Consider the following 6,720-nt stretch of genomic DNA (forward strand, 5'->3'; position numbering starts at 1 on the left):
CCGTCACGGCGACGTGGGGGCTTGTCCTCGGAGGGTTCGGGCTCCAGTCGCGCCTCGGCGGCGCGGCGCTCGGCCTCGTTGGGCGCCTTTTCATGCCAGTAGCGTGCCACCGAAATCAGCACATCGGGCAGGCGCACCAGGCAGGCTTCGTACTCGTCTTCGGACAATTTCTCGAACTCGGCTTCGCTGGCCAGCACACCCTCGTCCACGGCCAGCGCCATGATCGGGCCGAGCAGCTCGATCAACTCCACGTCCTCGGCCAGGCGTTGCTCCCAGAATCCGGCGCGCAAGTCGATGCCGCGGCTGAATCCCTCGCACCATCCCGATGCGGTAAGCGCGTGGCCCTGCTCGTCGTTCATTTCACCAAGAATCGGCTCATAGGCGTCCACGTCCAGTTCGGCTGCGATGGAGTCATTGAGCTTGGCCAGCAGCGCCAGTACCCGTTCACCCTGTGCAGGATCGACAAACGGCGCGTGCAGCACCTCGGGCAGCCACTCGTCAGGCTGCGGTGGTTCCGGCCCCACGGTGAGCGCAGTCAGCAGACCGTGCACACCGTCCAGCAGCAGATCCCCATGGGTGGCGATGGTGCGCAAGAAGCGGTCGAGCTCGTCGAGTTCGCTGTTGGTCAGTGAGCTTGGCCAGTCGGTCGGTGTCATGCGTCATCCAGTTCCAGCGAGACAGGGGTATGGTCAGAAGGTCGTTCCCAGGTCCTTGGCGTGCGTTCGATATCAGCGGCTTTCGCGGCGTCCTTCAGTGCATCGCTGACCAGGATCAGGTCGATGCGCAAGCCCATGTTGCGCCGGAATGCGGCTTGCCGGTAGTCCCACCAGCTGAAATGCCCGGCTTGCTTCTGGAACATTCGGAAACTGTCGGTGAGGCCAAGGTCCGTGATGGCCCGGAGCGCTTCGCGCTCGGGCTGCGAACACAGGATCCGGTCGCTCCAGCTTTCCGGATCGTGCACGTCGCGGTCATCCGGAGCAATGTTGAAGTCACCCAGCACCACCAGTTTTGGATGGCGCGTGATTTCATCGGCCAGGAAGTCACGCACGCGGCTCAGCCAGTCCAGCTTGTAGTCGTATTTCTCATCGCCCACGGCCTTGCCGTTGACCACGTACAGGTTCACCACGCGCACGTCACCGACCGAGACCGCCAGGATGCGCCTTTGCTCGTCGGTCAGGTTGGGCGGGTCAGTGACCACATCCTCCAGCGGCCGGCGCGCGAGCACGGCCACGCCGTTGTAGGTCTTTTGCCCGGAAAAGACCGCGTGGTAGCCCATCGCCTCGATGTCTTGGAGCGGGAACTTGTCGTCGGTCAGCTTGGTTTCCTGCAACGCGACGACGTCCGGCCCGGATTCGGCCAGCCAATGTTGCAGGTGGGGAAGGCGCACCTTCAGCGAATTGACGTTCCAGGAAGCGATCTTCATCGGAGCATTGTAAGGCCTTGGGCCATGTGGACCGTGCTCACCTAGGCGCTCAGGCCGTAACTGGCCAGCAGGGCGTCCGGCTGCGGATCGCGTCCGCGGAAGGCCACAAAGCTGTCCAGAGCCGGTCGGGTGGCGCCAACGGAGAGAACCTCGCGACGAAAAGCGTCGCCGGTTTCACGGTCGATGACCCCGGCCGCCTCGAACCGCGAGAAGGCGTCAGCCGACAGCACCTCGGCCCAGAGATAACTGTAGTAACCCGCCGCATAGCCGCCGGCAAAGACATGCGTGAAGGCGTGCGGGAACCGCTGCCAGGCCGGCGGATGCAGCACGGAAACCTCGTTGCGTACCTGTTCCAGCACGGCCATTGTGCGGGCTCCGCGGACCGGGTCGTAGTCCATGTGCAGGCGGAAATCGAACAGGCCAAACTCCAGTTGCCGCACCAGGAACAGGCCGGCGTGGAAATGTCGCGCATCGAGCATGCGCTGGAACAGCTCGTCCGGCAGCGGTTCGCCGCTAGTGTGGTGCCGGGCGAACAGGGCCAGGGCCTCGCGGTTCCAGGCGAAGTTCTCCATGAACTGGCTTGGCAGTTCCACCGCGTCCCATTCCACGCCATCGACACCGGCGATCGAGGGCAGGTCGACTTCGGTCAGCATGTGGTGCAGGCCGTGGCCAAACTCGTGGAACAGGGTCAGCACGTCATCGTGGGTCAGCAGGGCCGGGGCGTCCTCGGTCGGCGGCGCGAAGTTGCAGGTCAGGTAGGCAATCGGCAACTGCAGCGTCTCGCCATCACGAAAGCGTGAGCGGCACACGTCCATCCAGGCACCGCCGCGCTTGCCCGAACGCGCGCACAGGTCCAGGTAGACGCCGGCGAACACGCGGCCATCGGCACCAACCACGTCGTAGAAACGGACATCCCGATGCCACACGGGTACATCCTTGCGGTGTTCCAGGCGAATCCCGTAGATCGCATGCGTGACCGCGAACAGACCTTCAACCACGGCCGGCAGCGGGAAATAGAGCTTGAGTTGCTCCTCGTCCAGCGCGTACTGCTGCTGGCGCAGTTTCTCGGAAGCGTAGGCGATGTCCCACGGCTCCAGGTTGGCCAGGCCCAATGCCTCGCTGGCAAATGCGCGCAGCGTCTCCAGTTCGCGCTTTGCCACGGGCCTGGCGCGGCGGGCGAGGTCATGCAGGAAATCCATCACCGTATCGGTGGATGCAGCCATCTTGGTCGCGAGCGACTCGGCCGCGGCGTTGTCGAAGCCAAGCAGCTGCGCGGCCTCGTGCCGCAAAGCGAGGATCTGCTCGATACGTGCGGAGTTGTCGTAGGTGCCCGCATCCGGACCCTGATCGGACGCTCGGGTCTGATAGGCCCAGTAGAGCTTCTCGCGCAGTGCGCGGTCGTCGGCATAGGTCAGCACGGCCTGCACGGCGGGCTGCTTCAGGGTCACCAGGTAGCCTTCCAGGTCCTGCTCGCGCGCATACTCGCGCAGGACAGCGCGGCCGGACGCGGGCATCCCGGCCAGGTCGCGCTTGTCGGTGACGTGGTGTTTCCAGGCATCGGTGGCGTCCAGCACCGCATTGGCAAAACCGGTGCCCAGTTTCGACAGCTCACTGGCGATGACCCGGAAGCGGCTGCGCGCCGGTTCCTGCAGCGCCACGCCGGAGAGCCGGAAATCACGCAGGGCATGACCGATCAGTGCACGCCGGTCAGACGGAAGGGCATCGCCTTCGGACTGCTCCACGGCTTCGACGGCTGCGAACAGATCGCGATTCTGGCCCAACTCGGAGGAAAAGTCGGTGATCTTGTCCAGAGCAGCCTCATAAGCCTTGCGCAGCGCCGGGGTATCGGCGACCGAATGCAGATGCGAAACCGGCGACCAGACCCGGTTCAGGCGTTGCTCCAGGCGCTCCTGGGCCAGCATCACGTGCTCGAAGTCGAGGGTCGCACCGGGGATCGTCATTGCGCTGACCGCTGCACGGTATTCCGTCAACGCGGCTTCGACCGCGGGCACTACGTGTTCGGGCCGGATCGCGGGAAAATCAGGCAGTGCGGTATCGGCGAGCAGGGGATTGGTGGTCGTCATGCAGGCACTTCATGTCGGGGACAGGCTCAAAGCGTGGTGATGCACACCCGCAAATTCAAGCAGTAGGATGTATCCATGCCCACGCATTCGATCGATACCCGCGCGTTGCTCCTGCGTACCTCGGTCTTCGGTGACTTGCCAGAGGACGTGCTGGTGTCGGTGGCCGACCGCATGCAGCCCTGCGCCTTGCAGGGTGGCCATGTGCTGTTTGGCGCCGGCGACCCTTGCGATGCATTGTACGTACTGCATTCGGGCAGCATCGGACTGTTTCGCACCCCGCGTTCCGGCGGTGCGCCGCACCTGGCCGGCCTACTGAGCAACGGCGAGACCCTCGGCACCACCGGGTTGCTGTTGGGACAAGCGCATGAATCCACGGCACGCGCGCTACGCGACACGCAACTGATGCGGTTGTCGCGCAAGGACTTCGAACGTCTCATCGACCAGCATCCGCAAGCCATCCTGGGCGCGGCGCAGACGGCACTGCGCAATCTGCTCAAGCGCGGCGGCGATGAGCCCCGCCTGCTGCCCCGGACCTTTGCCATCCTGCCATTCGATGACGCCATCCATGCACGCGAACTGGCCGAACAACTGCGCCACGCCTTGCTGCCATTCGGTAATTGTCTGTTGATCGACGCTCCGTTGGGCCATGGCCATGGACCGGCCTGGTTCGCCGAGCGCGAGGCAGAGATGCGTTTCGTGCTGTATGTCGATGATGGCCACAACGCAGCCTGGCGCGCCCTGTGTCGCCGTCAGGCCGATACCTTGTTGATGGTGACCCGTGCGGACCGCGAACCCGCGCCCTGGCCCGACCAACCGGCACTGGCCGAACATGCCGACCTGGAGCGTCCGCGTCACCTGATACTGCTGCACCCGGGCAAGTCCATCGTTCCGGGTGCCGCGCGCAACTGGCGCAAGGCCGTCCCCGGCATCACCCACCACCACCATGTCCGCAACATCAACGACATCCAGCGCGTTGCCCGGCTATTGGCCCGGCGCAGCCTCGGGCTGGTGCTTTCCGGGGGCGGAGCGCGCGGCTTTGCCGCCATCGGCGTGCTGCGCGCGCTGCACGAGAAAGGCTACGACATCGATCTTGTCGGCGGCACCAGCATCGGCGCCATCATCGCCGCGGGCATGGCCTTGCAATGGGACCACAAGCAGATGCACGCGAACTATCGCGCGGCCTTCATCGACAGCCGTCCGCTTTCGGACTGGACCGTACCGCTGGTCGCGCTGTGTCGTGGTGAGCGCACCTCGCGCCTGCTGCAGCGCTTCTTCGGTGATCTTGACATGGAGGATCTTCCGATCCCGTTCTTCTGCGTTTCCTCCGACCTGACACGGGGGATTGCCGCAGTTCATCGGCAAGGGCCGCTGTGGCTGTGGTTGCGTGCATCGTGCGCGATACCCGGCATCCTGCCTCCGGTGTTGCACGAAGGACGCGTATACGTGGACGGTGCAGTCATCAACAACCTGCCCGTCGACGTGATGTACGACCGTGGCGTAGCCACTATCCTGGCCTGTGACATCCGCGCCGACGATGTACTGGTGACCGATCTCGAACGCGCCTGGCAGCCCCGGGCCTGGAGGCAATGGCTACAGCGCGATCGCCAGCCCGGCGTGGCCTCGATCCTGCTGCGCGCCGGCATGGTCAATGCCGAAAATATCGCCAACCAGCGCCGCGAACTGGCGACACAGGTGTTCTCGCCGCAACTGGATGCCATCGGCCTGCTGGACTTCAAGTCCTTCGACCGCGTGATCGAGGCCGGCTACCGCTCGGCGATCGAGTCGCTGGCCGAACCGCTGGGCTGAGCCGCTACACTGCGCGCATGAGCAACCTACGTGCCTACAACGACATGCGACCCGTGCTCGGCGCACGCGTCTGGATCGACCCCACCGCCAGCGTGATCGGCGATGTGCATCTGGGCGACGACGCCTCGGTATGGCCCGGCGCGGTGGTGCGCGGCGACGTGCACCACATCCGAATCGGCGCGCGCAGCAACATCCAGGATGGCGCCATCGTGCATGTCACCCATGACGGCCCGTATACGCCCGGCGGCTTCCCCTGTGAAATCGGAACGGACGTCACCGTGGGCCACGGCGCGGTGATCCATGCCTGCACGCTGGAAGACGCATGCCTGGTGGGCATGCACGCCACGGTACTGGACGGTGCGGTGGTACGACGCCACGCCTTCGTCGGCGCTGGCGCCCTGGTCCCGCCGGGCAAGGTCGTGAATGAGGGCGAGCTGTGGCTGGGCAATCCGGCGCGCTGCGTACGCGTGCTGGACGCCGTGGCCATTGAGCAACTGCACTATTCAGCGGCCCATTACGTGCGCCTCAAGAATCACTATCTGGGCTTGCCCGGCGGATAAGTCGTGCGCCACTCCAGATCATTCAGGTACGCCAGCGCCTGAGTTCGGTCCGTGCCGCACATGAGTGTTTCAGGACGCAAGGCACGGCAGACCGGCGGCCGGCGAGGATCGCCAAACAGCGCGCAACGATAATCGTCCGTCAGCTGCACACAGGGCATCCCGGCCGGCTTGCCCTTGGGCATGCCCGGAATCGGACTGGATATGGACGGTGCGATGCAGCAGGCGCCGCATCCGGGACGGCAATCCATACCGACCTCAGGACAAGCGCGAGCGCAGTTGATCGAAGACCAGCGCCGTGTCCGGACGCGTGCCATGCCATATCGCGAACGCATCGGCTGCGGTTTCGACCAGCATACCGAGGCCATCGCAGGCGTAGCGTGCTCCGGCCGCACGGGCCCATGCTAGAAATCCAGAAGCCGCCGAACCGTAGGAAAGGTCATAGCAAGTCGCGCGCGCTCCTGCGAGGGCGAACGGCAGTTCCAGCGCCTGTCCGCGCACGCCCGCCGAGGTGGCATGCACGATCAGGTCATAGCTGCCGATGTGGGCCAGGTCGTCCCAGTACCGCGTATGCGCACGCGCCGGATCACCGATCCGGTCGGCCAGCGCCTCGGCTGTGGCCGCAGTGCGATTGACGATGGTCAGCGTGGATACACCGGCATCCAGCAGCGACCAGGCCACGCCCTGTGCCGCACCGCCGGCACCCAGCAGCAGGGCATCGTGGCCGCGCAAATCGACCCCGTGACGCTCAGTGAGATCACGCACCATGCCGGCGCCATCGGTGTTGTGCGCGCCTATCCCACCGTTCTCCAGTCGCGTGAGCACGTTGGCCACGCCCACGCGCTGCGCG

At 65.2% G+C, this 6,720-nt stretch carries 7 protein-coding genes; 2 read left to right on the forward strand and 5 right to left on the reverse strand.

The window, feature by feature from the left end; translation table 11 throughout:
• From PF446_RS05700 to PF446_RS05710, 3 genes are all read right to left on the reverse strand, one after another.
• Window positions 1–656, reverse strand: a 656-nt coding sequence (locus PF446_RS05700) for a YecA family protein (protein ID WP_298070275.1), incomplete at its 3' end; no start/stop codon positions are given.
• Entirely contained in the window at window positions 653–1,423 is a 771-nt protein-coding gene (gene xth / locus PF446_RS05705) for an exodeoxyribonuclease III (RefSeq protein ID WP_298070276.1), read from the reverse strand. The genes xth and PF446_RS05700, both read right to left, overlap by 4 nt.
• Window positions 1,424–1,464: 41 nt before the next feature.
• Window positions 1,465–3,507, reverse strand: coding sequence for a M3 family metallopeptidase (locus PF446_RS05710; RefSeq protein WP_298070277.1), 2,043 nt, complete (start codon window positions 3,505–3,507; stop codon window positions 1,465–1,467).
• Window positions 3,508–3,582: 75 nt separating this feature from the next.
• Between PF446_RS05710 and PF446_RS05715 the strand changes: the two genes are divergently transcribed.
• Window positions 3,583–5,313, forward strand: coding sequence for a patatin-like phospholipase family protein (locus tag PF446_RS05715; protein ID WP_298070278.1), 1,731 nt, complete (start codon window positions 3,583–3,585; stop codon window positions 5,311–5,313).
• A gap of 17 nt (window positions 5,314–5,330) precedes the next feature.
• Entirely contained in the window at window positions 5,331–5,873 is a 543-nt protein-coding gene (locus PF446_RS05720; protein WP_298070279.1) for a gamma carbonic anhydrase family protein, read from the forward strand.
• Here the strand turns inward: PF446_RS05720 and PF446_RS05725 are convergent.
• Window positions 5,849–6,121 carry a YkgJ family cysteine cluster protein gene (locus PF446_RS05725; RefSeq protein ID WP_298070280.1) on the reverse strand — a complete coding sequence of 91 codons (273 nt, stop codon included), beginning with the start codon at window positions 6,119–6,121 and terminating at the stop codon, window positions 5,849–5,851. The two genes, PF446_RS05720 and PF446_RS05725, sit on opposite strands and share 25 nt — an antisense overlap.
• A gap of 7 nt (window positions 6,122–6,128) precedes the next feature.
• A partial coding sequence (locus PF446_RS05730; protein ID WP_298070281.1) for a shikimate dehydrogenase occupies window positions 6,129–6,720 on the reverse strand: 592 nt, incomplete at its 5' end.

It is taken from the genome of Oleiagrimonas sp., from assembly GCF_027858935.1.
Lineage (GTDB): Bacteria > Pseudomonadota > Gammaproteobacteria > Xanthomonadales > Rhodanobacteraceae > Oleiagrimonas.

Coding starts and splice junctions, on each gene's coding strand:
- PF446_RS05725 (WP_298070280.1), bottom strand. CDS start 6,121: ATGGATTGCCGTCCCGGATGCGGCGCCTGCTGCATCGCACCGTCCATA.
- xth (WP_298070276.1), bottom strand. CDS start 1,423: ATGAAGATCGCTTCCTGGAACGTCAATTCGCTGAAGGTGCGCCTTCCC.
- PF446_RS05715 (WP_298070278.1), top strand. CDS start 3,583: ATGCCCACGCATTCGATCGATACCCGCGCGTTGCTCCTGCGTACCTCG.
- PF446_RS05720 (WP_298070279.1), top strand. CDS start 5,331: ATGAGCAACCTACGTGCCTACAACGACATGCGACCCGTGCTCGGCGCA.
- PF446_RS05710 (WP_298070277.1), bottom strand. CDS start 3,507: ATGACGACCACCAATCCCCTGCTCGCCGATACCGCACTGCCTGATTTT.